Origin of the sequence: Halorubrum saccharovorum DSM 1137, assembly GCF_000337915.1 — an archaeon.
Classification (GTDB): domain Archaea; phylum Halobacteriota; class Halobacteria; order Halobacteriales; family Haloferacaceae; genus Halorubrum; species Halorubrum saccharovorum.
In genome coordinates, this window is record NZ_AOJE01000006.1 from 25171 (window position 1) to 48189 (window position 23019).

At 70.8% G+C, this 23019-nt stretch carries 22 protein-coding genes; 11 read left to right on the forward strand and 11 right to left on the reverse strand.

Annotated features, from left to right (window positions below; translation table 11 throughout):
• Nucleotides 1-648 precede the first annotated feature (648 nt).
• A complete protein-coding gene (locus C471_RS01120) occupies nucleotides 649-1182 on the forward strand; it encodes a DUF7344 domain-containing protein (RefSeq protein WP_004045915.1) in 534 nt (177 codons plus the stop codon).
• Nucleotides 1183-1227: 45 nt separating this feature from the next.
• Here C471_RS01120 and C471_RS01125 read toward each other — a convergent pair whose 3' ends face one another.
• The 5 genes from C471_RS01125 to dacZ all read right to left on the reverse strand — a co-directional run bounded on the left by C471_RS01125 (nucleotide 1228) and on the right by dacZ (nucleotide 7390).
• Complete coding sequence (locus C471_RS01125; RefSeq protein ID WP_004045916.1) at nucleotides 1228-3660, reverse strand: DEAD/DEAH box helicase; 2433 nt, start codon at nucleotides 3658-3660, stop codon at nucleotides 1228-1230.
• Between the two features lie 75 nt (nucleotides 3661-3735).
• On the reverse strand, nucleotides 3736-4404 hold the full coding sequence (locus C471_RS01130) for a GNAT family N-acetyltransferase (RefSeq protein ID WP_004045917.1): 669 nt from the start codon (nucleotides 4402-4404) through the stop codon (nucleotides 3736-3738).
• An 84-nt stretch (nucleotides 4405-4488) separates the two neighbouring features.
• Entirely contained in the window at nucleotides 4489-5709 is a 1221-nt protein-coding gene (locus tag C471_RS01135) for a sensor histidine kinase (protein ID WP_004045918.1), read from the reverse strand.
• Between the two features lie 77 nt (nucleotides 5710-5786).
• A complete protein-coding gene (locus tag C471_RS01140) occupies nucleotides 5787-6575 on the reverse strand; it encodes a mechanosensitive ion channel family protein (RefSeq protein WP_004045919.1) in 789 nt (262 codons plus the stop codon).
• A 5-nt stretch (nucleotides 6576-6580) separates the two neighbouring features.
• Nucleotides 6581-7390: a diadenylate cyclase DacZ gene (gene dacZ / locus C471_RS01145; protein ID WP_004045920.1), complete on the reverse strand. Its 810-nt coding sequence runs from the start codon at nucleotides 7388-7390 to the stop codon at nucleotides 6581-6583.
• Nucleotides 7391-7542: 152 nt separating this feature from the next.
• Between dacZ and C471_RS01150 the strand changes: the two genes are divergently transcribed.
• From C471_RS01150 to C471_RS01160, 3 genes are read left to right on the forward strand one after another with little or no spacing between them, the layout of a single operon-like run.
• Nucleotides 7543-8685 (forward strand): aldo/keto reductase, encoded by a 1143-nt coding sequence (locus C471_RS01150; RefSeq protein WP_004045921.1) that lies wholly within the window; start codon nucleotides 7543-7545, stop codon nucleotides 8683-8685.
• Nucleotides 8686-8744: 59 nt separating this feature from the next.
• Entirely contained in the window at nucleotides 8745-9443 is a 699-nt protein-coding gene (locus tag C471_RS01155) for a hypothetical protein (protein ID WP_004045922.1), read from the forward strand.
• Nucleotides 9440-10789, forward strand: coding sequence for a hypothetical protein (locus tag C471_RS01160; RefSeq protein ID WP_004045923.1), 1350 nt, complete (start codon nucleotides 9440-9442; stop codon nucleotides 10787-10789). The genes C471_RS01155 and C471_RS01160 overlap by 4 nt, the downstream gene beginning before the upstream one ends.
• Nucleotides 10790-10890: 101 nt before the next feature.
• Here C471_RS01160 and C471_RS17550 read toward each other — a convergent pair whose 3' ends face one another.
• The gene (locus tag C471_RS17550) at nucleotides 10891-11061 is read right to left on the reverse strand and encodes an HVO_0758 family zinc finger protein (RefSeq protein ID WP_004045924.1); all 171 of its coding nucleotides are present in this window, start codon (nucleotides 11059-11061) and stop codon (nucleotides 10891-10893) included.
• A gap of 100 nt (nucleotides 11062-11161) precedes the next feature.
• Between C471_RS17550 and C471_RS01165 the strand changes: the two genes are divergently transcribed.
• From C471_RS01165 to C471_RS01175, 3 genes are all read left to right on the forward strand, one after another.
• Nucleotides 11162-12346, forward strand: a complete 1185-nt coding sequence (locus tag C471_RS01165; RefSeq protein ID WP_004045925.1) for an MFS transporter — start codon at nucleotides 11162-11164, stop codon at nucleotides 12344-12346.
• A 90-nt stretch (nucleotides 12347-12436) separates the two neighbouring features.
• The gene (locus tag C471_RS01170; RefSeq protein ID WP_004045926.1) at nucleotides 12437-13630 is read left to right on the forward strand and encodes a hypothetical protein; all 1194 of its coding nucleotides are present in this window, start codon (nucleotides 12437-12439) and stop codon (nucleotides 13628-13630) included.
• 2 nt (nucleotides 13631-13632) lie between these two features.
• Entirely contained in the window at nucleotides 13633-14223 is a 591-nt protein-coding gene (locus tag C471_RS01175) for a DUF7109 family protein (RefSeq protein ID WP_004045927.1), read from the forward strand.
• 60 nt (nucleotides 14224-14283) lie between these two features.
• On the opposite strand, the gene yqeC is transcribed toward C471_RS01175, so the two are convergent.
• Complete coding sequence (gene yqeC, locus C471_RS01180; RefSeq protein WP_004045928.1) at nucleotides 14284-15081, reverse strand: selenium cofactor biosynthesis protein YqeC; 798 nt, start codon at nucleotides 15079-15081, stop codon at nucleotides 14284-14286.
• 121 nt (nucleotides 15082-15202) lie between these two features.
• On the opposite strand from yqeC, the gene C471_RS01185 reads away from it, so the two are divergent.
• A complete protein-coding gene (locus C471_RS01185) occupies nucleotides 15203-17068 on the forward strand; it encodes an aldehyde ferredoxin oxidoreductase family protein (protein WP_004045929.1) in 1866 nt (621 codons plus the stop codon).
• A 32-nt stretch (nucleotides 17069-17100) separates the two neighbouring features.
• Here the strand turns inward: C471_RS01185 and C471_RS01190 are convergent, their stop codons facing one another.
• Entirely contained in the window at nucleotides 17101-18303 is a 1203-nt protein-coding gene (locus C471_RS01190) for a redox-regulated ATPase YchF (RefSeq protein WP_004045930.1), read from the reverse strand.
• A 110-nt stretch (nucleotides 18304-18413) separates the two neighbouring features.
• Entirely contained in the window at nucleotides 18414-18671 is a 258-nt protein-coding gene (locus tag C471_RS01195) for a DUF5789 family protein (RefSeq protein ID WP_004045931.1), read from the reverse strand.
• 127 nt (nucleotides 18672-18798) lie between these two features.
• Between C471_RS01195 and C471_RS01200 the strand changes: the two genes are divergently transcribed.
• The gene (locus C471_RS01200; RefSeq protein WP_004045932.1) at nucleotides 18799-19347 is read left to right on the forward strand and encodes a universal stress protein; all 549 of its coding nucleotides are present in this window, start codon (nucleotides 18799-18801) and stop codon (nucleotides 19345-19347) included.
• A 48-nt stretch (nucleotides 19348-19395) separates the two neighbouring features.
• On the opposite strand, the gene C471_RS01205 is transcribed toward C471_RS01200, so the two are convergent.
• Nucleotides 19396-20397: a biotin--[acetyl-CoA-carboxylase] ligase gene (locus tag C471_RS01205; protein WP_004045933.1), complete on the reverse strand. Its 1002-nt coding sequence runs from the start codon at nucleotides 20395-20397 to the stop codon at nucleotides 19396-19398.
• Nucleotides 20398-20628: 231 nt separating this feature from the next.
• On the opposite strand from C471_RS01205, the gene C471_RS01210 reads away from it, so the two are divergent.
• Nucleotides 20629-21204, forward strand: a complete 576-nt coding sequence (locus C471_RS01210; protein WP_004045934.1) for a hypothetical protein — start codon at nucleotides 20629-20631, stop codon at nucleotides 21202-21204.
• 29 nt (nucleotides 21205-21233) lie between these two features.
• Here the strand turns inward: C471_RS01210 and C471_RS01215 are convergent, their stop codons facing one another.
• Complete coding sequence (locus tag C471_RS01215; protein WP_004045935.1) at nucleotides 21234-22175, reverse strand: DMT family transporter; 942 nt, start codon at nucleotides 22173-22175, stop codon at nucleotides 21234-21236.
• 183 nt (nucleotides 22176-22358) lie between these two features.
• On the opposite strand from C471_RS01215, the gene C471_RS01220 reads away from it, so the two are divergent.
• Complete coding sequence (locus tag C471_RS01220; protein ID WP_004045936.1) at nucleotides 22359-22841, forward strand: Lrp/AsnC family transcriptional regulator; 483 nt, start codon at nucleotides 22359-22361, stop codon at nucleotides 22839-22841.
• Nucleotides 22842-23019: the final 178 nt, after the last annotated feature.

Sequence of the window (23019 nt, forward strand, 5' to 3'; positions counted from 1 at the left end):
TCTCGATTCTGTCGCGATCGTGCCCCGTCTCCGGCCGCCACGTCGGCTCGGTCGGCGTCGACGACGCGGGACCGAGCCGATCGCGGTCGCGGCACTCACGCGGTCGAAGTGCGGCGTGTCGGTGGGGTTCGGATGGCTCGTTCGTCATCGTGGTCGGCCCCGATCCGCTCCCGGTGGGGATTAGTAAACGGCCACAATAGCCACCCCCTTAGCCAATCACACCATGTGAGAGGAAACGAGAGCATTGCGTGACGAAACCGGATGTTTGGCCCGCTAATGAGCCGTTGATGGCGGGGAGAGTGCGGTCCTCATCGGCTCGGAACGGACCGAACGGCGATGCGGGTGTCACGAGAACGATCCCGAGACGGGAGCGGATTCGAACCGATAGATCGCGTGAGTAAGAACAGCATACCGCCGAAGGGATCGCAGCTAACGGTCGATTACGACTCTCCGCCGGTGACGGAGGCGAGCCGTCGAACCGCAATTCGAAGCAGTGAGTATCGGGAGAAATCCGGTAGCATTTGCTCGTTGTGTATCGGGCGTAACCTGAAGCTCGGCGGTCTCGTTACAGGCTCCAATTTCTTATGGTACATGCTGCTGTGTGTGTTGATGACATCCGGTTGACAGCCGGTGAGCGAGACACCACAGATGGCAATAACAAACCGTTACGCGGAGCTTCCAGAGACTGAGATCCACGATCTGCTCCGTAACGAACGCAGGCGACAGGTCATCAAGCACCTCCAAGACACCGTGGGCGCGACCACGCTGCGCGAGGTCGCGGAGGCCATCGCCGAACACGAGACCGGTGAGTCGCCGCCACCGAAGGGCATTCGAAACAGCGTCTACAACTCGCTCCACCAGACGCATCTCCCGAAGCTCGACAGACGCGGGATCGTCGAGTACGACTCCGGTCGGAAGACAATCCGACTCACGGAGGACGCCCGCACAGTCGACGTGTACATGGAGGTGGTCACGCCGTACGGGATCACGTGGAGCGAGTACTACAGTATGCTGGGGCTGCTCTCGCTGTTCGTGATTTTCGCCACGCTCGTCGGCGTTCCGGTGGTCTCGATGGTCGAGCCGCTGCTCTGGGTGAGCCTCTTCCTCCTCGCGTTCGCCGCCTCGCTGGGATACCAGCTCTGGTGTGATCGCTGGGTGGTCCTCAACGCGCTCTTCGACTGACGGTCGGCGGGACCGTCTCGCACCGGCGGCGACTTCCGAGCCGGGTCACTCGCCCGCGCCCGTCAGCCCCTCCAACAGCCGCACCGCCGGCGCCTTCGCCAGCGGCTCGTTGGCGTTGCCGCAGTGGGGCGACTGGACGCACGCGGGACAGCCGCTCCCGCAGTCGCAGGTGTCGATCAGGCGAGCGGTCCGGCTCATCAGCTCCTCGATCCGCTCGTGGCCGCGACGCGTGAGGCCGACGCCGCCGGGGTGGCCGTCGTAGACGAACACCGCGGGCGCCTCGGTGTGGGGGTGGTACGGCGTCGAGATCCCGCCCACGTCGGCGCGGTCGCAGAGCAGGTGGAACGGGAACAGCGAGATGATCCCGTGTTCGGCCGCGTGGATCCCGCCGTTGAAGGCGTGCTCGCCGCCGGAAAGGGTTTCTCCGCCGTCGGTCGACGCCTCCGCGTCGCCTGTTCCCTCCGCGTCGCCTGTTCCCTCCGCGTCCTCGTCCTCCATCCGACCCCCGAGCGCCCGCATCTCCGACTCGATATCGGCCGGAACCGGGAAGTACAGCGCCTTCGTCCGCAGCGTCGTCTCCGGGAGGTCCAGCGTCGACTCGCCGAGCGACTCGCCGGTCGTGGCGTCCTTCCGGACGAACCCCGTGATCCGCTCCGTCACCGTCACGTCCGCGAACCGGACCGGTACGTCCGGGCGGGCCGACAGCTCGCGCTCACCGAGGTCCGCGTTCACGACGATGTCCTTCTCGGTGAGCGGCCGCGTGTAGTAGTCGGCCCAGGAGGACTGCAGCTCGGCCACGTCGCGGTCGAGGTCGATGTTCGCGACCTCGTACGTTCGGCCCTGCTGGTGGTAGATCGCGCCGGGGTGCGCGTCTCGGAGCGCGTCGGCGAAGCCGAGCGAGGCGACCGTCTCGTCGCGCGAGACGTCGATCAGGTCGACCTCGCGGTCCCCGGCGGTCCGCAGGCTCACCGACTGCTGCGGGCTCGACGAGCCGGCGTGCGTCCACCGGGTCCCGTCGGCGACCTCTCGCCTGTTCAGGGTCCCCTCCTCGGTCAGGTCCGCGACGACGCCGGGGAACGACCCGCCGAAGAACCGCTCGTCGTCCGGCGAGAGCCAGCTCTCGTCGGCCGCGCAGGCGACGTGACCGGGGAGGATCCGGTCGTTCTCGGGGTCGCAGATCGCGTCCTCCGGCGGCGCCTCGAAGAAGTCGGCCGGGTTGCGCATGAGGTACTGGTCGAGCTGGTCCTCGCCGCCGACCATCACCACGAGCGCCGGGTCGTCGCCGCGGCCCGCCCGCCCTGCGCGCTGGAACGCCGACATCCGCGTGCCCGGGTAGCCGTCCAAGATTACGGCGTCGAGCCCGCCCACGTCGACGCCGAGTTCGAGGGCGCTCGTCGACCAGACCCCCCGGAGGTCGCCGGCGTGGAGGTCGGCCTCGATCTCGCGGCGCCGGTCGTCGGTCAGCGCGGCCTGATAGGCGCCGACCTTCCCCGCGAGGTCGCGCTCGCCCCGCTCCCGGAGGTCGCTCGCGCTGTCGGTGGCGTACTGCTCCGCGGTCTGTCTGGCGCGCGTGAACGCCAGCGTCTGCGCGCCCGCCGTGACGAGATCGACGAACAGCCGTTTGCTTTCGGCGTGGCTCGACTTCCGGCGACCGCTGCCGCGCTCGGCCCAGTCGTCGTCATACTCCGGGGGGTTCCACAGCACCCAGTCGCGCGGCCCTCGCCCCGACGTGTCCTCGTCGACGAGCGCGATTCCCTCCGGGTCGCGCCCGGTCACGGTCGCGACGTGCTCGACCGGGTTGTTGATCGTCGCCGAACAGCAGACGAACTGCGGGCTCGACCCGAACCGCTCGCAGGTCCGGGCGAGCCGGCGCAAGGTCAGCGCGACCTGCGAGCCGAACACCCCGCGGTAGCTGTGCACCTCGTCGATCACGACGTACTCCAGCGACGAGAAGAACCAGTCCCACAGGCGCCCGGCGTACGGCAACAGCGCGTAGTGGAGCATGTCCGGGTTCGAGAGGAGGACGGTCGGCTCGCGGCCGCGCACCTCGCGCTTCTCCGATCGCGAGAGCCGGCCCGTGTACGACTCGACGGAGACGCCGCTGCCGAATCCGAGCCCGTGCGCGAGGTCCGACAGCGACTCCTCCTGGTCCGCGATCAGCGCGTTCTGGGGACCGATATAGAGCGTTCGGCCCCCGTGGTCCATCGCGGCCTCGAAGGCGGGGACGGTGTACGCCAGCGACTTCCCGCTCGCGGTCTCGGTGGCGAGCACGGCGTCGTCGCCGTCGCGGACCACCTCGATCGCCTCGGCCTGGTGGCGGTAGAGGCGGTCGATCCCCGCTTTCGCGAGCGCGTCGGCCATCCGGGGCGCGAGGTCGATGTCCCGATAGGCCGGCTCGCGGGCGGGCAGGCGGCGGTGCTCCGCGATCTGTCCCTCGTAGAACGGCCGGTTCCGCAGCCACTCGATGGCGTCCTCCACGGCTACGGTATCGTGGGGTCCGCGGGGCCTAATCGTTGCGGTCGGTGCCCCCGAAAGCCGCCTCCCGAACCGTTCTTAGTCGTCGGCGCCGGCGGCCGGCGCGCGGTCGAGCTCGATCGGGACCAGCTCACGGGGAATCGGATCGTCCGGTCCCTCGCGGGCGAGCGGCGGCCAGCGGACCTCGGTCGCGATCGAGTCGTCGAGGTCGAGCGCCATCCGGATGTCCCCCCTACGCTCGGCGAGTTCGAAGCCGACCGTCCGGTAGACGCTCCGCGCGACCCGGTTCCCGCTCTCGACGTGGAGTTCGAGCCCCTCGCGCCCGCCGGCGACCGCGTCGGCGATGACGTGTTTACAGAGCTCCGTCCCCACGCCGCGCCCCTGCATCGAGGGGTGGACGAAGACGGCGAGTTCGGGGCGGGCCGCGTCGGTCGGCGTGTACATCGCGTGGCCGAACAGCTCGCCGTCCCGCTCGGCGACGACGTTGCTCCCCTCGGCGAGCATCGACTCGATCCAGTCGGCGCGGCGGCTCCGGGTCACCGGCGGGAGCCCCTGCGCGCGGTCGGCGGTCCCGAACGCCTCGTACATCTCCGCGAGGGCCGCGGCGTCCTCGTCGGCCGCGGGGCGGAGCGTCCACCGGGCCCCCTGCTTGTCAACGAAGCGCGGACAGCGCGGCGGACAGTGGACCGTCCCCTCGCACTCGCTGCCGTCCCAGCCGTCGCAGGCGGCGGTGGCATCGTGGCTCATAGGTAGCTGTCGGTCCCCAACGGAGTTATATCGTGATAGCTGGTCCCACGGCGTGGGAACGGCGAGGTCGGTCCGAGAGGGCGGTCATCCGTGGAGAATCACCGTCACCGCGGTGCCGTCGAAGTCGCTGTCTTCGACCCGGAACTCGCCGCCGGAGGCGCGGACGATCCACCGGACCAGCCAGAGCCCCAACCCGGTGCTGTGGGTCAGTTGGGTCTCCTCCGATCTCGTCAACACCTCGCGTTCGTGGGACGGAAGCCCCGGACCGTCGTCGGCGACGGTGACCGACGCCCGGTCGCCGCTCTCACGGACCGTCACGCGGACGCGAGGCGACGCCGACTCGTTGTGTTCGACCGCGTTTTCCAGTAAGTTGTCGAGCGCGTACGGAAGGAGTTCGTGGGCCGTGACCTCGACTTCGTCCGGCGTTCTGACCGTGAGATCGACCGGTCGACGAACGGTTCGGAGGTCGTCGGCTCGTTCCGCAACGAGAGACGAGAGGTCGTACGCCGTCCGGCTCGCCTCCGCCTCGGGCCCGTCGAGTCGCTCGAGGTGTCTGGCGGCGTCACTCAGATCGACGATGCTCGAGAGCCGTCGTTCCATCGCCTCGACGTGCGGGTCGTCGTCCGGACGGTCGGCGGCGAGCGCTTCGAGGTGCCCGGTGACGACGTTCACGTCGTTCCGGATGTTGTGTCGCAACACACGGTTGAGCACCGTCAGTCGCTGCTCGCGTCGCTTTCGCTCTCCGATGTCGGTTGCAACGTACGTCGCGCCGGTGAACTCGCCGTCGCGATCGTGTAACGGCGCCGCCCAGAACCGGATGTCGATCAACGACCCGTCGCGGTGCGGGTGACGCGCCTCGATACCGGTCAGGCGCTCACCGTCCGCGAGCCGCGAGAGGGACGAGACGAACGCGTCGGACGCGTCCGACTCCGAAGAGAGCAACCGATGTCCGAGCGCGTCGGACTCCGACCAACCGAAGAGCCGCTCCGCCCCGTCGTTCCAGAGTTGCACCGTTCCGTCGGGGTCGACGACGACGATCGCGACGGGCGCGACCTCCACCACCGAGGTGAACCGATCGACGAGGAACCCTATCGCGTCGGTGAGCGCGTCCACGCCCTCGCGCCGCGTGAGGCGGTCGTTGAGAACGGCGACCAGTTCCGAGACGAGCCCCTCGATCAGCTCGTCGCGGCCGCCGGCCGCGTTCGACTCGTACGCACCCAACAGCTGTCGTCTGGCAACACCGTGTTCCTCGGTGTCCAGTGCGTCGAAAAGGGCCCCGACGAGTTGCTCCTCGTGTTGCTTCATTTTAGGCCAGCCTAAAACACAGTCGGCTAAATGCGTTCCGCACCGGGCGGCGGGCGACGGACGGCATAGAACGGTCGCTACTCCCGAATCAGGACGATCCCGTCGCGGAACACCGAGTGGTTCGGCACGACGTGCTCCTCGCCGTCGGCCTCGATGCGCGTGACGAACAGGTCGACCTCCTGCACGATGCCGCGCTCGCCGGCGACCCGCACCTCGTCGCCGATCCCGTACGGCTGCCGGAGCAGGAGGAAGACGCCGGCGGCGGCGCTGGCGACGAGGTCCTTCGTCGCGAGCGCGGCGAACAGCACGACCGCGAGCGCGAACGCCGCCAACAGGACGATCAGCGCGAGCGTCTGGACGCCGACCTGTCCGAGGGCGACCAGCGTCGCGACGTACACGACGCTGTACTTCACGAGCGGCGGCAACACGCCGAGCTCGGGGAGCTTGATCCCGCGGAGCCGCTCGGCGACGAGCATCTCCGCCTTGTCGCCGACGACGATCCCGACGATGAGGACGACGGCGGCGACGAACAGCCGCGGGAGGAACGCGGCGACGCCCGACCAGAACTGCTCGAGGTAGTTGACATCGGCGACGGTCAGGGCGACGATGAGGGCGACGGCGACGATGAAGTAGCTCGACAGCTGCGCCAGGATCCGTACCGTCGAGGTGTCGAACTCGCGGGCGGTGCGCTCGAAGGCGGTCCCCTCGATCACCTCCGGGACCCCGGCGCGGGTCAGCAGGCGGCGGTTGATCACGCCGACGACGTACGCCGCTACCAGCCCGAACAGCAGCACGAACAGGGCGAGCCAGAACCGGTCCGGCACCGCGGTGGCGAACTCGGAGAGGCGCGTCGGTACCGCTGACATGGGGATCAGTACTCCTCCGGATCGATCTCCAAGACGAGTTCTCCCGCCTTAAACGCCCGCACGAGCCCGTCCGACTCGGAGAGCACGATGGACGTCGAGTTGGTGTCGCGGGTGATCGCGGCGCCGGACATGTGGCGCGCGCCGAGCCCCTTCGGGATGTCGACGCCCTCCGCGCCGGGTTCGAGATAGCGGTACGCGGAGACGATCTTCCCGGAGTCGGAGACGACGAAGGCGCCGTCCAGCCGCGAGAACTCCTTGAGCATGACGTTGACGATGGGGTCGCCGACGTGGACGTGCGACTTCTCGAAGGGGTTGTACGACAGCGGGCGGGACTTGTTCATCACCTTCCCCGCGTCGCCGACGACGAACAGCGCGCCCACCGGCTTCCCCTTCTGCCCCTTCTGCCCGAGTTCGATCGCGACCTCGAACACGTCGCGGATCACGCTCGGTTCAGCCCGAGAGTTGACGAACAGGTCGTAGATCCCGGTGTGGACCGTGTCGTCGACGGTGACGCGGATCACCGCGTCCGACCCGCCGTCGAAGACGGACGCGATACAGACCACCTCGTCGCCCGCCGAGACGAGGTCGGCGTCCATCGCCCCCTCGATGCCGAACCGGATCCGGTCTTTGACGTTGTCGAACGGGAGGGGGAGTTCGACGAACACCTCGGCGTCGACGTCGTTGTCGGGGGCGACGACGACGACCTCCGTGTCGCCGTCCTCGAACCGATCGTGGAACGAGCTGGTCGGCGAGAACAGCAGCACCGCGTCGGCGTCCGCGACAAGATCGGACAGGTGGTCGGTGAGCGAGGCCATTGGTTCTGGGTCTCTCGGACGACGTATAGTCGTTGCGTCAGTGTCGTGCGCACGTCTGACACGTTGCGCGCGCCGGAAACGATCGGCTCCCCGCGCTCGGTGGCCCGGCGCCGCGCGACTTTTCCCCCCGTGGCGCCATCGGTCGGACGCACATGGCGACCCGCGAGGCCCTCTGGGACTACCGCGACGAGTTCGGCGACGCCTTCGGCCGCACCTACTTCCGGCGGTTCGGCCCCGGAGTGGTCTCCAGTATCGGGCTCGGGACGTACCTCGGCGACCCAACTCCCGCGGTCGACGAGGCGTACCGCGAGGCGATCGGCCTCGCGCTCCGCTCCGGCGTGAACCACGTCGACACCGCCGTCAACTACCGGTGCGGGCGCGCCGAGCGCGTCGTGGGCGAGGCGGTCCGGGACTCCCCGATCGACCGCGAAGCGGTCGTGGTGGCGACGAAGGGCGGGTTCCTCCCGTTCGACGGCGACCGCCCCGACGACCCGGGCGCGTTCGTCCGCGAGCGCTTCGTCGAGCCGGGGATCGTCGCGTCGGCCGACCTCGCGAACGGGGCGCACGCGATCGATCCCGACTACCTGGAGTGGTCGCTGGACCGATCGCTCGACCGGCTCGGGCTCGGTTCGGTCGACTGCTACTACGTCCACAACCCGGAGACGCAGCTCGCGACGCGCTCGCGAGCCGCGGTGTACGACCGACTGGAGGCGGCCTTCGAGCTCCTGGAGCGCCGGCGCGCCGCGGGCGACGTCGGGGCCTATGGCGTCGCGACGTGGGACGCGTTCCGCGTCGCCGAGGGCGACGAGCGATACCTCTCGCTCGCGGAGGTGCTCTCGCGGGCCGAGGCCGCCGGGGAGGCGGTCGGACCCGACGACGACCACGGGTTCGAGGCGATCCAGCTCCCCTTCAACGTCGCGATGGCGGACGCGTTCACGCGGCGGAACCAGCGCCCGCCCGAGACCCGGCGGTCGTCCGGTGGCGACGCCGCCGACGACCCCGAGGCGGAACCGGTCTCCGCGCTGGAGTTCGCCCACGAGGCCGGGCTCTCCGTGGTGACGAGCGCGAGCATCGGACAGGGCGAACTCGCCGCCCAGGGCGCGGTCCCGACCGACGTCGACGCGACGCTCGCAGGCGAGACGCCGGCCCAGCGCGCGCTCAACTTCGCGCGGAGCGCGCCGGGCGTCACCTCGTCGCTCGTCGGCGCGAGCGACCTCGACCACCTCCGCGAGAACGTCGCCGCCGGAACCTTTGACCCCCTCGGCGCGTCGGCGTTCGACGCGGTGTTCGAGTGAGCGGCGGGCGGGACCGGGTCGGCAAAAGACGTTTGTCGGGACCGGCCCAAGCCGTGCCCATGTCCCCCACGCGGCGAGCCCTCCTCCGGAGCGCGTCGCTCGGCGCGCTCGCGCTCGGCGGCTGTCTCGGTAACGGCGCGACCTCCGCACCCGGATCGACTCCGGGATCGGCCACGGGCAGAGACGGCGATCCGACCGTGCTGAAGGTTCGGAACCCCGGCGGCGAGGCGGCCCTCTTCGACCTCGCCGCCGAGAGCGATAGCGACACCGGTCCCGTCTCGCTCTCGCGCGAACTCGTGACGACCGCCGACCGGGCGGCCCAGCTGACGGTCGCTCCGGGCGTCGCCGACGAGGACCGCTCGCGGGTCCGATCGTTCCTCGACGACACCGATTACGACACCGAGACGGTGTTCGTCTCCCGCGCCGGTATCAGGTCGTGTTACCGGTACCGGATCCGGTCGGTCTCGTGGGAGCCGGGCCACGTCGAGTACGAGTACTGCCGCGAGCTCCGGCCGCCCGACGCGGCCTGCGAGACCGGCACGCGAGACGCCGTCGGGCTTCTCTTCCGGCTCCCCGCGGCGCTCGATTCGCCGCTCAGCGGATCGGGGTCGAGCGGGCGTTCGCCCTGCCGAGCCGTCGAGACGGAGTACGACCGGATCGACGCGAACGCGACCGTGCCGGGGAATGACACGGCTCTGGGAGGGTCGGAACCCGCCGGAGCGGGCGCCGACGAGGACGCCGGAGGTGACGGCTCGTGACGCGCCGCCTCACCCGCCGCGGCGCGCTGGCGGCCGCCGGAACGCTCGCGCTCGGCGGCTGTCTCGACGGCGGCCGCGGCCGCGACCGGGGGTTCTGGGACGACCCGCCGTCCCTCGACACGAGCAGGGTGTCGGGGGCGATCGAGACGCCCGTTCCCGACCGCCCGCGGCTCGTCCCCGTGTCGATCGGGGGCGAGGTCTCGGCGTCGTTCGCCGATCGCGTCGACCGCCTGCTCGCACCGATCCCCGAGCCGCTGACGGCGACAGCGCTCCCAAACGGCGCGATCCGCGAGCAGATCACGGAGAGTCGAGACGCCGCCCGCGAGGCGCTCCCGGCGTCCGGTGAGTCGGCCACGCCGCTCCGGCGGGCGGAGCGGTTCGCGACCGCGCGCGGCCACGCCGCGACCGCGGTGGGCACGTGGGCCGGCGTGACGACCGAGGGCGACCCGCGAGCGGTGACCGAGAGCGTGGGGACCGTCCGGAATCGGGCGGGTTCGACGCTGGACACGCTTCCCGGGGGCGCGTCGACTCCTCTCGCCGGGGCGGCCGTGTACGGCCCGATCGAGCGCTGGCTCGACACCGCGCTGCGCCGGGACCTCGTCGGCGGATCCGCGGGCGTCGACGAGAGCGCGAACCCGCTGCGGGCCGGGGAGACGGTGGGAGAGGTCGAGCGAGTGCGGTCCCACGTCGAGGTCGGTCGGCACCTCCGTGACCGGTACGAGGGCTCGCTCGCCGAGCCGGAGGCGGTCGCCGCGCCGCTTCGCGAGGCGGCCGAGCGGGTCGGCGCCGAGGTCGGCGAGCGACTCAGAGAGCTCCACGGGGGCGACACCGAGCGACTCAGGCAGAACCCCGGGACGGACGCGTTCCTCGGCGACCGACCGATCCCGCGCGACGCGCCGAGCGTCTCGCTCCTGTCGCGCGCGAGCTACCGGACGTTCGAGGACCTCTGGTTCGATCCGGTCCCGATCGACGACTGGACCCCCGACCACCCGGCGACGGCGCTCACCCGAACGGCGCTCGCCCGTGTCCGGTTGCGCGCGCTCGACGCCCTCGCCGCGCGCATCGAGGACGGTGAGACGCTGTTCCCGGCCGACGCCGCCGCGGTCGAGGAGGGCCGTGACGGCGCGATCCGGTCGGTGGACGCCCTCGTGACGAGCGAGAACCCGCTGGAACGGTGGCTCGGAGCGCAGTTCCGGACGCTGTTCGCCGAACGGGACGCCGCGCTCGCGGAGAGCGATCCCGACCCCCGAGCGGTCGCCCGAGCGGTCGCCACGTACCGATGGGTCGAGCTGGTCGGCGACGAGACGAGTCCCGTGACAGCGGCGGTGACTGACGCTATCGGATAGACGAACGAGCCGCGGGAGCGGGCGCGGGAAGCGAAGGGAGGAACAAAGGCGGGGGCGCGGTGACACCGCTCTCAGCCGCGGTTCGATGAGACGGGGAACGGTTAGCGCAGCTCCTTGAACTCGGCCTCGCACTCGGGACAGACGCGCACGGAGAACACCTCGTCCGGGTCGTTCTGCTTTTTCAGCACCTTCTCGCAGTCGGCGCAGTTCAGCCGCTCGTAGGTGTCCTTGAACAGGTCGCCGTCGCGAAGCCCCTTCCGCGTCGATTTCATGCCTCGAAGTTGATCGCGTGACTGTATAAAAACCCCGTACGACGCCGGTCGGACGCGTCGCTTTCGCAACCCTTGTCTCCCGCCGCCGTCAACGCCGCCTGTGTCACGGAGCCGGCTGTTCGGATCGCTGTGTGCGATCATCTTCCTCGTCAACTTCGCGCGGGTCGTGTTCGCGCCGCTGGTGGGCGAGTTCATCGGCGAGTTCGCGATCGGCGAGGGAACGGCGGGGCTCATCGTCACGCTCGCGTGGCTGGGCTCGGCGGCCCCGCGGCTCCCCGCGGGGTGGGCGCTCACGCGCTTCTCCCGGCAGTTCGTGATCCTCGTCTCCGGGGTGATGCTGACGCTCGGCGCGCTCGGCGTCGCGCTCGCGCCGGGCGTGCCGACGCTGATGCTCGCCACGTTCGCGATCGGCCTGGCGTCCGGCGTCTACTTCGTCGCCGCCAACCCCTTCATCGCGGAGCTGTTCCCGACCCGCGTCGGGCGCGTCATGGGCGTCCACGGGATGGCGAGCCAACTCGCCGCCGTCGCCGCCGCGCCGGTCGTCACGGTCGCGCTCTGGTACGACTGGCGGCTCGCCTTCTACGGGCTCGCGCTCGCCGCCGCCGCGTCGACGGTCGTCTTCGTCGCCTTCGCCCGCCGGACGGACCTCCCGGACGCCGGCGCGAGCGACACCGACTTCGTCGCCGGCGCGCTCTCGGAGTGGAAGCTGATCTTCGCCGGGGTCGTGTTGATGGGGCTCACGAGCTTCGTCTGGCAGGGCCTGTTCAACTTCTACGAGCTGTACATGATCGATAAGGGACTCCCCGACGCGACCGCGCGGAACCTGCTGACGGTGATCTTCGCCGCCGGCGTCCCGGCGTTTCTCATCTCCGGCGACCTCGCCGACCGACTCCCGCACGTCCCGTACCTGCTCGGGATCGTGTCGACGTTCCTCGTCGGGGTCGTCCTCGTGGTCGTCTCCTCGGGACTGGCCGCGGTCGTCGCCGCCAGCGTCGTCGTGGGGTTCGCGATCCACATGCTGTTCCCCGCGGGCGACACCTACCTCCTCGCCTCGCTGCCGGACGAGTCGCGGGCGTCGGCGTACGCCGTCTTCTCCGCCGGGATGATGACGACGCAGGCGGCCGGCTCGTGGGTCGTCGGCGAGGCGATCGAGGCCGGTGCCGGCTACGACGCGGTGTTCCTCTCGCTCGCCGGTGGGCTCGCGCTCGTCGTCGTCGCGTACGCGGTGCTGGAGCACGTCGGGCGGGTCCCCGGTGGCGCCGCGGGCTCGGAGCCGGCGCGGTGAGCGGGGTCGGTCGTCCGCTCTGACGCCGGGACCGGCACGGGAGCACGGGTATCGCATCTGTTTAGGGCCTCGCGCCCGTGTGACTGGTAGATGGAGTACGTACAAGAGCGCGTGACCACGCTGCACGCGTTGACCGACCACCGGCCGGAGGCCCCCACCGGACGGGCGGCGGTCGTCGTACCGATGACGGAGCGCGAGTACGGGACGCTCGCGGCCGACCGGGTCCTGACGGCGCTGGAGTCGGTCGATCCGGCGCGGGTCGTCGTCCCCCTCCGGGCCCCGGCCGAGCGCGTCGGGCCCTTCGCCGACTGGCTCGACGGGTTCGACGTGAACGTGGAGCCCCTGTGGTGCGGCGGTCCGCGGCTCACGGAACTGCTCGCGGCCCGGGGGCTCGACGGCGAGCGCGGAAAGGGCCGGGACGTGTGGCTCGGACTCGGCCGCGCCTTGGAGGAGGAGTTCGTCGTCGTCCACGACGCCGACACGAAGACGTACTCGCCCGCGTTCGTCACCCGACTGCTGTTCCCGCTCGCGCACGGTCACGAGTTCTCGAAGGGGTACTACGCCCGAGTCGAGGACGGATCGCTGTACGGGCGGCTGTTCCGACTGTTCTTCCGACCGCTGGTCCGCGCGCTCGCCGACGCGACCGAGCGACGCGAAGCCGGGATTCTGGAGTACCTCGACGCGTTCCGCTACGCGCTCGCCGGGGAGTTCGCGGCGACGACCGACCTCGTCTCGCGGCTCCGGATCCAGCGCGGCTGGGGGTTAGAGGTCGGGACGCTCGGCGAGACGTTCACGCACGCCGGCTTCGCGGGGAGCGCGCAGGTCGACCTGGGGCGGTACGAGCACGAACACCGCTCCGTCGACGGACCGACCGGGCTCGCCGACATGAGCCGAGCGGTCGGCGAGGCGACACTCCGCGCGATCGAAAACGCCGGCGTCGGGGTCGAGTACGACGCGCTCGCAGACCGCTACCGCGAGGCGGCCGACGGGCTGATCCGCGGCTACGAGACGGACGCCGCGTTCAACGGCCTCGATTACGACCGCGCGGCCGAGCGCGAGCAGGTCGAGACGTACGTCGACGCCCTCGGCGAGCCCGGGCCGGACACCCGCCTGCCGGCGTGGCGCGACGCCCCCGTCACGACCGCGGAAGTCGCCGACGCGGCGCGGGCCGACATCGCGGCGGTTCGGGAGGGCGGTTCGGGGAGACCGAGCCGGAAGCCGCGAGAGGCCGATCGGCCGCGGCCCGCGGACCCGGGCGTCGACGCCGCGCCCGGGGAGGACTGACGATGGGAGACGGACCCGCGGGCTCCGAGGACGACGCCCCCAGCGTCGCCGCCCGCGACGACCTCGCCGGCGTCGTCGACCTGTTCGAGTGGCTCACCCGCGAGGAGCTGTCGCGAGCGCTCTCGGAGCTCGCCTTCAAACAGCGCGCCGAGGTCGACGACGAGGCCATCGCAGCCGGCATCGACGTCGCGGTCGCGGAGTACGCGCTCGTCCCCGCGCCGCCCGCGGCGCTCTCGGAGGCGGGGGGAAGCGGTGACCGAGGCGCGGCCCTCGCCGACCTCACCGCCGCCGCTGACCGCGACGCCGAGAGCGGCGCGGTCGCGCTCGCGGTCGGCCCGGCGGCGTTCCCTTCGCTGCCGCCGGACGCGGAGGACCTCCCGCACATCCTCGACGTGCCCGAGCGCGGCGTGGACCGCGAGACCCTCTCGGAAGCTGTCTTGGGGCGACTGTCCGAGGACGCGGTGGCCGCGATCGGGGCGGGCGACGCAGATCGGCTCGAAGTCCTCGCCGACGTGACCTACGACATCGAGGCCTGGGCGCCCGTCGACGCCGGAGACATACGCGAGCGGATCGTGGACGAACTGGACGGATAGGCGCCCCCGCGTGGACGGCTCCGATCCCGACGGCGCTCACTCGACGATGTCCACGATCTCTCACTCGGCGATGTCCACGATCTCTCCCTCGATCATCCGCGCGAGGACGACCCGTGACACGTCCGCTCGCTCGTGGACGACTCGGGCGATCTCCCGTGCGACCTTCTCGTCGGCGTCGTCGTCGACGGCGTTCACGAGGGGGACAGCGGTCGCGCCGTTCGGGATCCCTTTCAAACCGCCCTGCTCGTGCGCGAGGACGCGACCGATCAGTTCGGCCGTGATCTCGTCGCCGACCGCGGCGTCAGCGATCGCCGCGACCCGCTCGGGGCGGTGGGCCGTTTCCGCCGTCAGCGGCTCCCCGACCGCGCCGACGCTCGCCACCGGAACCACGGTGTCCGCGCTCGCGGGGATCTGCGGCTCGCGCTCGTTCGGTGCCTTGATCAGCCGCGTTCGGGCGCCGTCGGCCTTCACGAGGACCGGTCCGTCGTGCGCGCTCCCGATCTCGTCGACGATCGCGGGATCGTACCCGCGATACCGGTCGTCGCGCTCGCGCTCCGGGACCAGTCCGAGCGGGAACGAATCGGCGCCTCCCGCCGGTTCGGCGTCGCTCATCGACTCGGCGCCTCCCGCCGGCTCGTCCCCTCCGCTCGCCGCGGCTTCGTTGAGCGCGGCCACGGGATCCTCGGTGACGCGAACCGCGGCGACCTCGCGGTCGAAGATGGGGATCCGGACCGTCGCGGTGAGCACGGCCCGGTCGAGTCGGCCGGCGAGCGCGTAGAGGGTGGTCTTCTTCCCGCCGGCGCCGACGAGGCAGGTCGTCCCCGCGGCCGCGCCGAGGGCGTCGACGACTTCGTTCATGTTCGAACCCGTGGTCGGCCGGGGGCGAAAGCCCGTCGGTCGGGGTGTCGGGTTCGATCGGGGTGAGGCCGCCTGCCTCCAGCGTGTGGTTTAATCACGCTCGCCGGCGAGGTGTCTCACGATGACCGTTCCCGACCGGATGCTCCGCGTCGACCTCTCAGCGGAGCGCGTACGCAGTGATCCGGTCCCCGAGGAGTGGCTCGCGCGTTACGTCGGCGGAAAAGGGCTCGGCGCGCGGTACCTCTACGAGATGGAACCGGGCGTCGACCCGGCCTCGCCGGCGAACCGACTCGCGTTCGTCGTCGGTCCCCTCACCGGTTACCTCCCCGGCGAGCCCCGCTACGCGGCGGTGACGAAGTCCCCGCTCACCGGCGCGTTCCTCGACTCCTACGGCGGCGGGTCGTTCGCGGCCCGGCTGGCCGGCTCGCTCGGCGACCACCTCGGCGTCGTGATCGAGGGCGCGGCCGACGAGCCGGTCGTGCTCTCGCTCAGCGGCGGCGAGGCGACGATCGAGCCCGCGAGCGACCTCCGGGGGCTCGACGCGGCCGAGACCGACGCCCGGTTCCCGGACGCCGCCGTCGCCTGCGTCGGTCCGGCTGGCGAGGCGGGGGTCCGGTACGCGACGATCGCCTCCGACGGCGGCGATCACCACGCTGGCCGAGGCGGCGCGGGCGCGGTGATGGGCTCGAAGGGGCTCAAAGCGGTGGTCGCCCGCGATCGGTCGCCGGAGGTCCCGGCCGCGCTCAGGGCGCTCCGCGAGCGAAGCGAGGAGGCGTTCGCCGACAGCGGCGCCGGGCGGTGGCTCGCCGCGGGCGACACCCTCGAAACGGTCGAGTTCGGCCACGAGACCGGTGTGCTGCCGACTCGCGGCTGGCAGGCCCGCGAATTCGACGGCGCGCAGGGGCTCGGCGTCGAGCGCGCGAGAGAGCGCGCGGCCGGCCGCGAGCGCCCCGACGCTCCGGTTCCGGGAGGGTTCCGAGTGCCGGCCGGCGACGAAACCGAGTCACACGACGACGGCGGTTCAGACACGACCGTCCCGCGCGGCGGGACGCCGATCGCGCTCGGCTCGGGACTCGGGATCGACGACTTCGACGCGGTGGCGACTCTCGGCGGCGTCTGTGACCGACTCGGGATCGACGTGATATCCGCCGGCAACGCGGTCGCGTGGGCGGTCCGCGCGAGCGACGCGGGACTGATCGACCCTGCCGACCACGGCGTCGACGGCGGGCTCTCATTCGGCGACGAGGCGGCCGCCCGAGAGTTGATCGAGGAGATCGCGGCGCGCTCGACCCCCCTCGGCGACGCGCTCGCAGACGGGGTGGCGGACGCCGCGAAGCGGTTCGGCGGGACGGGTATGGTGCCGACCGTGAAGGGGATGGAACTCGCCTCGTACGACCCGCGCGGCGCGGCGACGATGGCGCTGGCGTTCGCGACCGGCGACCGCGGCGGCTGTCACCGACGCGCGCGACCCGTCGAGACCGAGGCCGTGGCCGATCCGGGGTGGAGCCCCGCCGAGCGCGCCGCCACCGTCGCCGACGAGCAGGACCGGCGGGCCGCGCTGTGGTGTCTCGTCGGCGACGACTTCCTCGCCGAGAGCTTCGGGCCGGCGGCGGCCGCCGAGTGGTTCGCCGCCCTCGGCGACGAGCGTGACCCCGCGGACCTCCGGCTCCTCGGCGAGCGCGTGTGGACGCTCACGCGCCTGTTCAACCTCCGGGAGGGGTTCGAGCGCCGCGACGACGGGCTCCCGGAGGCGCTGACGCGGGGGACCGGTGAGGGGAGCGAAACGGATGAAGGAGGCGACGACGGCCTCGATCCCGACGCGTTCGAGGGCCTCCTCGATCGGTACTACGCGTACCGCGGCTGGGACCGAGAGGGACGGCCGACGGCTCAGTTGCTCGACCGACTCGGGCTCGCCGACCTCCCCGACTCGGCGACGCCGGTCGGAACGGCGGGAGCGGTTCCGCGCGTCAACGGCGGTGGTGACTGAACGACGGCGGCGACTGAACTCCGACGACCGACCTACGGCGCCGCCTGCTTCGTCGAGACCAGTTCGATCACGTCGCGGTGGGAGAGTTCGTGGTCGGCGCCGACCTGTCGGTTGCTCCGGCAGTCGGTGCCGTGGAGGAGCCCCTCGCCGATGTCCGAGTGGATGTGGAACGCGAAGTCCTCGGTGGTCGAGCCCCCGGGGAGGATGAAGCAGTCGCGGAAGACGCCCTTCTCGTCTTTGCTGCCGTTCGCGGAGCCGGGGAAGACGGCGATACACCCGAGCACGTCGAAGACGGCGGCTTCGAGCGCGCCCTGGACACCGGTCCCCTCGTACTCGGCGACGAACTCGCCGATCTGATCGAGGCCCGCCTCCTGATCGCCGGAGACGTCGCCGACGACCTCGAAGTCGCTCTCGCCGGGCGTGTAGTCGACGACGCCGGCGTCGTCGGCGTTCTTCAGCGCCTTCTCCGCGTGGGCGCTCGCGGGGACGAAGGAGAGGTGGTCGTAATCGGGGTCGCTCGTGATCTCCTCCCAGTTCGCCTGCGCCTCGGGGGTGTCCATCTTGTTGGCGGCGACGACCATCGGCTTCGTGCGCTTCCGGATCTCGCGGGCGAGGTCCGCCTTGTCCGCGTCGTCCCACGTCTCCGGGTCGAGTTCGAGGCCCTCCGCCAGGATCACCTGCTTCATCCGGTCCTTGTCGATTCCGAACGCGGACATCTGCTCGGCGAGCTCCCGTTCTATCGCGGCGTCCGCGCCGTGGTAGCGCGTCTCGAACTTTTCGAGCCCCTTCTCTAACACGTCGAGGTACCACGCGTCGAGCTCCTCCTCTAGGAAGTCGATGTCCTCGCGCGGGTCGTGGCCCTCGGTCGCCTCGCCCTCGATGTCGGTCTTGCCCGAGAAGTCGACGACGTGGATCAGCACGTCGGTCTCGTTGAGGTCGGTGAGGAACTGGTTGCCGAGCCCGCGCCCCTCGTGGGCACCGGGGACGAGGCCGGCGACGTCGACGAGCTTGACCGGGACGAAACGGGTGCCCTCGCGGCAGACGCCGACGTTCGGCGTGCAGCTCTCGTCGAACTCGGGGGCGGCGCAGTCGACGCGGACGTACGCCTCGCCGACGGTCGGGTCGATCGTGGTGAACGGGTACGCGCCCTCGGGCACGTCGTTCATGGTCGCGGCGTTGAAAAACGTCGACTTCCCCACTGAGGGCTTGCCGACGAGGCCGATCCGGTAACTCATTGGCATCACTGCGCGATCCACGGTAAAAAGCGATGCGAGACGCGCCGTGACGTGGGGAGCGGTGACGCGGGGCGGGCTGTCAGCGGCTGAGGGGAGGTAACCGAGTCCGGTCAGGCGTCGCCGTCCGACTGCCCCGGCTCCCCGAGCGCCTCGATCGGGAGCACGTTCTGGAGCGCGGCGAAGGCGTCCTCGGCGCTCTCGAACCGCTCTTGGTCGATGTCAGCAACGAGGTCGCCGAGGTCGGCGTCGCCGTCGGCGAACAGCACGGTCGTGCCGGTACAGGACTCGACGAGGTTCTCGCGGGCGACCGGGTAAGCGTAGTCTCGGAATTCGTCTTCGACGCGCGAGAGGTGAACTTCGGATGTCATGAGTGGATATCGGCGTGCGAGGGCTTAAACACGCGCCTCGACGGAAGTTCCCCGGTTCCGGCCGCGAGAGAACCGGCAAAGCGCGCAAAGAGTTATGTACGGGCGGTTCCGTGATATGTGTGAACGTATGACCCTATACGATCGGATCCTCGTCCCGACCGACGGTTCCGCGGAGGGAAAGCGGGCGGTCGCGCACGCCCTCGACCTCGCGTCGGTCCACGGCGCGGACGTGCACGCGCTGTACGTGGTCGACACGGCGAGCTACGCGGGGATGCCGATGGAGAGCTCGTGGGAGGGGGTCGGAGACCTCCTGCGAGACGACGCGAAGGAGGCGGTCGCGGAGGTCGAGTCGCTCGCCGCCGAGACCGAACTCGGCGTCGAGACGGCGGTCGCGGAGGGCTCTCCGAGCAAGGAGATCATCCGGTACGCCGAGGGCAACGACTGCGACCTGATCGTGATGGGGACGCACGGACGGGGGGGGATCGACCGGCTCCTCCTCGGGAGCGTCGCCGAAAAGGTGGTTCGCGGGTCGAGCGTCCCCGTCTTGACGGTGCGGCTGGACGGCGACGTTCCGGGAGACGCCGCCGTCGAAAGCGAGGCGCCGGCAGAAAGCGAAGTCTCGGCCGAAAGCGAGGCGCCGGTCGACGGCGAGCCGGAAGCGACCGGACGGAGCTAGCCTGCGGCCGCCGGCTCCGCGGTCTGTCGCGAGCGAGACGAGCGACGCTCAGTCGCCGGCGTCGCGCAGGTGCTCGCAGTCGCCGGCGTGGACCCGACGCGTCCCGTCGTCCGTCTCGATCACGAGCGCGCCTGGTGGCTCCACGTCGACCGCGGTGCCAGTCACCGGGCCGTTCGGGGTGTCCACCCGGACGCGTCGGCCGAGGGTGCTCGCGCGTTCGCGCCACGCCGGGAGGATCCGGTCCATGCGGTCCGAGGTCCCCGCGAGCGCCGCGAAGCGTTCGAGGAGGGTCGCGGCGAACCGACGCCTGTCGACGGGCTCCCCGAGCACCTCTTGCAGGGAGGTCGCGTCGGCGGGAAGCGCCCCGGGGTCGATGTTGGCGTTGACGCCGATCCCCGCGACCAGCCACGACACCCGGTCGGCCTCGCCCTCCATCTCCGTGAGGATCCCCGCGACCTTGCGACCGCCGCGACCGCCGGAGGCGCCGGGCGCGTCGCCATCGGCGTCGCCGTCGGTTTCGCCGCCGAGCCCGCCCACGAGCACGTCGTTCGGCCACTTGATGTGAGCGTCGACGCCCGCCTCCCGGCAGGCGTCGGCGGTCGCGACCGCGGCGGCGAGGGTGAAAAGCGGCGCACGAGCCGGCGGTACGTCGGGCCGGATCGCGAGCGAGAGCCAGACGCCGCCGCTCGGGGCGACCCACTCGCGGTCGAGACGCCCTCGCCCGCCGGTCTGCTCGTCGGCGACGACCGCGATCCCGTCGGCCCCCTCGGCCGCCAGCTCGCGGGCTCGCTCGTTCGTCGACGCGATTCGGTCGTGGTACTCGATCTCGTAGGGAGCGCCGAGCCCGAACTCGAGGCCGGCGGCGGAGTAGCCGGGGTCGTCGGGCGCGGCGTATCCCTCCGAGGTCGACTCGACCGCGAACCCCTCCTCGCGGAGCGACTCGACCGCCTTCCAGACCGCCGCCCGCGACACGCCGAGGTCGTCGGCGAGCGCGGGGCCGGAGACGGGGCCGTCGACGAGGGCGTCGAGCAGCGCGCGACGCGTGTCCATATCGACGCGGTCGGCGCGAACGCGCAAAGCCGTTCCGGGTCCGGATGCGGGTCGGAGGCACGCAGTCCTATCAGTGCCGGGCCCGAAGGCGGAGTCGAACGTCCGGAGACACCGGGTTTCCGGTGAAACGGCGAGTGGTAGCAAGCCGCACGAAATCCGACTGACCGGCGATCGAGGGGTGTACGTCGCCCTCGGCGCAAGACACAAGGTCTCACGGGCGAACGCTCGGGTATGCAACCCTCCAAGGAGCGGGAGGCGTCCGACGGCGACCCGATGGACGACCTCGACGACCTCCTCGACGACGACCTCGCCGACGGCGATGGCGGCTCCGACTCGGCCGCGGGCACCGATTCGGACGCCGGGAGCGTCGGCGGACCGGGAAGTGCCACTGGAGGCTCCGGGAGCGGCGGCCGCGTCGGGATGGACGGCCGCTGGTTCTCGGCGAAGGCCTTCGCGCTCGCGCTCTTCACGGTCGGTGCCGGGGTGTTCGTCGGCGGCCTGATCCCGCTCATCGGCGGGACGATCGGGACCGCGGGCGGCGTGTTCCTCGCCGCGTTCCTGCTCGGCCTCGCCGTCTCGACCCGCCGGTACGTCGAGACGGGGATCGCCGGGGCCGCGGCGGGCGCGACGAGTGCGGTGACCAGCGTCCTCGGCGTCGGCTTCCTCCCGATCGGGCTCGACTACCTCTCGCAGTGGGGACTGCCGCTCGTCGCTGTCGGCGGCGGCGCGGGGCTCGCGTTAGCGCTGCTCGGTCACTACTTCGGGCGGGACCTCCGGACGGGGCTGACCGAGGACATCGGCGGATAAGGCGAATCAGGCGGAGCGAAACGGTCGGGTCAGCGCGCTCGCAGCGCGTCTTCGACGCCGACGTAGGCCGCGATCTCGTGGCGTTCGAGGACGAGGAAGCCGGCGAGGATCGCGACGAAGCCGACCATCGCCTCCGCGTCGATCAGGCTGCCGAGCAGGACCCAGCTCCCGACCGCGGCGACGACCGGTTCCGCGTAGCCGACGAGGTGGAGCTGGGCCGGCCCGACCTCGTCGAGCAGCGCGAAGTAGATCAGGAACGCGACGACGCCCGACAGCAGGGTGAGGTACGACAGCGACGCGACCGACGTGGCGTTCCAGACGATCGCCGCGGGCGACTCCCCGAGCACGGCGGCCCCGACGAACAGCATCCCGGCGCCGGAGACCATCGCCCACCCCTGCAGCGCGGCGATCGGGAGGTCGGTACGGAGCGGGCGGAGCAGCACCGCGCCGAGCGAGAAGGCGACCGCGCCGGCGAACGCGAGCCCGACGCCGAACAGGGCGGCGCTACCGAGCCCCGCCTCCATCGGGTCGGCGATCACGATCACGCCGAGGATCCCGAGCGCGAACCCGCCGATCTCGAAGGGGCCGAGCCGCTCGTTGGGGAGGAGCAGGGCCGCGAACGTGGCGGTCAACACCGGTGCGAGGCTCACGACCACGGCGGCGACGGCGCCCGTGATGTGGAGTTCGGCGACGTACAACAGGCCGTGGTACGCGGCGATCACGAAGGCGCCGGCGACGGCGACGCCGAGCCACTCGTCGCGGCCTCGGGGGACCGTCCTGCCGGACATGACCGCGGCGAGGCCCAGCACGACGGCGCCGGCGATCGCGTAGCGCACGCCGGCAAACAGCAGCGGCGGGAAGTAGTGCAGCCCGGCCTCGATGGCGACGAAGGAGGTACCCCACAGGGTCGCGAGGAGGACGAACGCGGCGACGATCGATTCGGGAGTGGAAATGAGGGACCGCAGATTCATTGGTTATCTATTCGAAGTTGACAGAGATAGTTAAACTATTCTCTCGATCAAGCGTTGATCTGGGATGAACAATCAGACATACGAATCTGATGCGATTCGGTCCCCGAAATGAGCGCTAATTTTGTATTGGGATTCAACTATATCGGTCGAAATATATAACAGACCATCACGCGAACGGGGGGTATGGACGAGCGCGACGTGCGGCTGTTGAAGGCGATCTCGGATCTGGGCACCGGGAGCCCCGAGCGGCTCCACGAAGAGACCGACATTCCGGTGTCGACGATCCACTACCGGCTGAACAACCTCCGAGAGGACGGGGTGATCGAGAACGACCTGTACGACCTCGACCACGAGGCGCTCGGGCTCGGCGTCACGGTGATCGTCGAGGTGCTCGCGGACTACGAGGGCCCCTACGAGGAGTTCGCGGACGAACTGCTCGCGGTCGAGGGCGTGACGGAGGCGTTCTTCACGATGGGCGAGACCGACTTCGTCGTCCTCGCGCGGCTCTCCTCGTCGGATACCGTCGAGCGCCTGATCAGCGACTTCGAGGCGATCCCCGAGGTCGAGCGTACGAACTCGACGTTCACGATCGCCACCCTGCGCGACGAGCCGCGTGCGCCGGCGACGTACGACCTCGACACGCTGATCGAGGAGCTGACGGACTGAGGAACCGGTCTCGCCTAGGCAACGGCAGTGGTTTTAAACGGAATGGATCGCGACGATCGCTTATAAACAGATATGCGGTGGCGCGCGCCTCCGAGCGGCCGCCACCGGCGGCCGCGAAGGAGCGCCGCGCGAGGGACGCCGCGAGTGAGGTGGGCGACCGAAGGGAGCCCCGAGCGAG

Excerpts from the sequence above, each read along its gene's own strand:
- C471_RS01210 (WP_004045934.1), top strand. The coding sequence starts at position 20,629 with ATGCAACCCTCCAAGGAGCGGGAGGCGTCCGACGGCGACCCGATGGAC.
- C471_RS01135 (WP_004045918.1), bottom strand. The coding sequence starts at position 5,709 with ATGAAGCAACACGAGGAGCAACTCGTCGGGGCCCTTTTCGACGCACTG.
- C471_RS01170 (WP_004045926.1), top strand. The coding sequence starts at position 12,437 with ATGGAGTACGTACAAGAGCGCGTGACCACGCTGCACGCGTTGACCGAC.
- C471_RS01220 (WP_004045936.1), top strand. The coding sequence starts at position 22,359 with ATGGACGAGCGCGACGTGCGGCTGTTGAAGGCGATCTCGGATCTGGGC.
- C471_RS17550 (WP_004045924.1), bottom strand. The coding sequence starts at position 11,061 with ATGAAATCGACGCGGAAGGGGCTTCGCGACGGCGACCTGTTCAAGGAC.
- C471_RS01150 (WP_004045921.1), top strand. The coding sequence starts at position 7,543 with ATGGCGACCCGCGAGGCCCTCTGGGACTACCGCGACGAGTTCGGCGAC.
- C471_RS01205 (WP_004045933.1), bottom strand. The coding sequence starts at position 20,397 with ATGGACACGCGTCGCGCGCTGCTCGACGCCCTCGTCGACGGCCCCGTC.
- C471_RS01120 (WP_004045915.1), top strand. The coding sequence starts at position 649 with ATGGCAATAACAAACCGTTACGCGGAGCTTCCAGAGACTGAGATCCAC.
- C471_RS01155 (WP_004045922.1), top strand. The coding sequence starts at position 8,745 with ATGTCCCCCACGCGGCGAGCCCTCCTCCGGAGCGCGTCGCTCGGCGCG.
- C471_RS01185 (WP_004045929.1), top strand. The coding sequence starts at position 15,203 with ATGACCGTTCCCGACCGGATGCTCCGCGTCGACCTCTCAGCGGAGCGC.
- C471_RS01130 (WP_004045917.1), bottom strand. The coding sequence starts at position 4,404 with ATGAGCCACGATGCCACCGCCGCCTGCGACGGCTGGGACGGCAGCGAG.
- yqeC (WP_004045928.1), bottom strand. The coding sequence starts at position 15,081 with ATGAACGAAGTCGTCGACGCCCTCGGCGCGGCCGCGGGGACGACCTGC.
- C471_RS01200 (WP_004045932.1), top strand. The coding sequence starts at position 18,799 with ATGACCCTATACGATCGGATCCTCGTCCCGACCGACGGTTCCGCGGAG.
- C471_RS01215 (WP_004045935.1), bottom strand. The coding sequence starts at position 22,175 with ATGAATCTGCGGTCCCTCATTTCCACTCCCGAATCGATCGTCGCCGCG.
- C471_RS01140 (WP_004045919.1), bottom strand. The coding sequence starts at position 6,575 with ATGTCAGCGGTACCGACGCGCCTCTCCGAGTTCGCCACCGCGGTGCCG.
- C471_RS01190 (WP_004045930.1), bottom strand. The coding sequence starts at position 18,303 with ATGAGTTACCGGATCGGCCTCGTCGGCAAGCCCTCAGTGGGGAAGTCG.
- C471_RS01175 (WP_004045927.1), top strand. The coding sequence starts at position 13,633 with ATGGGAGACGGACCCGCGGGCTCCGAGGACGACGCCCCCAGCGTCGCC.
- C471_RS01195 (WP_004045931.1), bottom strand. The coding sequence starts at position 18,671 with ATGACATCCGAAGTTCACCTCTCGCGCGTCGAAGACGAATTCCGAGAC.
- dacZ (WP_004045920.1), bottom strand. The coding sequence starts at position 7,390 with ATGGCCTCGCTCACCGACCACCTGTCCGATCTTGTCGCGGACGCCGAC.